Raw genomic sequence first — 764 nt, forward strand, 5'->3', positions numbered from 1 at the left:
AAAACCTCGGTTTTGGAGAAGTCTGGATTTCTGGTGAATTCGCGTTATCGAAAGAAGCTGTTATCTCAGCTCCGCATGGACTAAAAAATATAGACCCGTTCCGGTGTCAGTTTGATGTGATATTTAAATGTATATCAGACAGCAATGGTTATTCACCCGGCGATATCGGAGTTGGATTCTGTTCTGCATCAGTAGCAAATAATGTTACACGTACATTAATGAATGTTCCAAGCCTGTCTGATACTAGCGTTCAATATAATATCGGTAATAACGGAATTTTCGGGTTGCAAAAAAATAATGGAAAATTAGCAATCATAAACACAGACGCTGAACTGGCCTGTTGGGCGCTGATTTTTCGCATATTCAGATAAGAAATCAGCCCTAACGGGCTGATTATCAAATTACGCGTAGACGGAATGATGCTTCAGCTATTGCTGTATTCGGTAATAATTGCGCTGCAATCCCGGACGATATTTGAGCATTGTTCATTATTAAGTGATAACCGACATAAATACCTATTTTTCCATCTGATGTTACAACCACACTGATGCCGCGCCCATAATTATTTTCAAATGTCCACGTCACATCGATCCAGCGCTCTACACCGTCTGATTTCGATGTTATTTTTATTTGCGGAATAAATGTAACGGATTTTCTAGTATACGGATTATCAAATATTAACGATTGTCCCGTCTTGATCGTTAGCGGTGATGATGCACTACCACCGACATACAAAAAAAGCTCTTCTCCAAAACCGAGGTTTT

General features: G+C 39.5%; 2 protein-coding genes. One reads left to right on the forward strand and one right to left on the reverse strand.

From position 1 onward, the window contains the following. A partial coding sequence (locus ACKPVM_RS20425; RefSeq protein ID WP_409311577.1) for a hypothetical protein occupies window positions 1–371 on the forward strand: 371 nt, incomplete at its 5' end. A gap of 25 nt (window positions 372–396) precedes the next feature. Here ACKPVM_RS20425 and ACKPVM_RS20430 read toward each other — a convergent pair. Continuing rightward, a partial coding sequence (locus tag ACKPVM_RS20430) for a hypothetical protein (protein ID WP_409311578.1) occupies window positions 397–764 on the reverse strand: 368 nt, incomplete at its 5' end.

Source organism: Pectobacterium hainanensis, assembly GCF_046237015.1.
GTDB lineage: Bacteria > Pseudomonadota > Gammaproteobacteria > Enterobacterales > Enterobacteriaceae > JBJYIN01.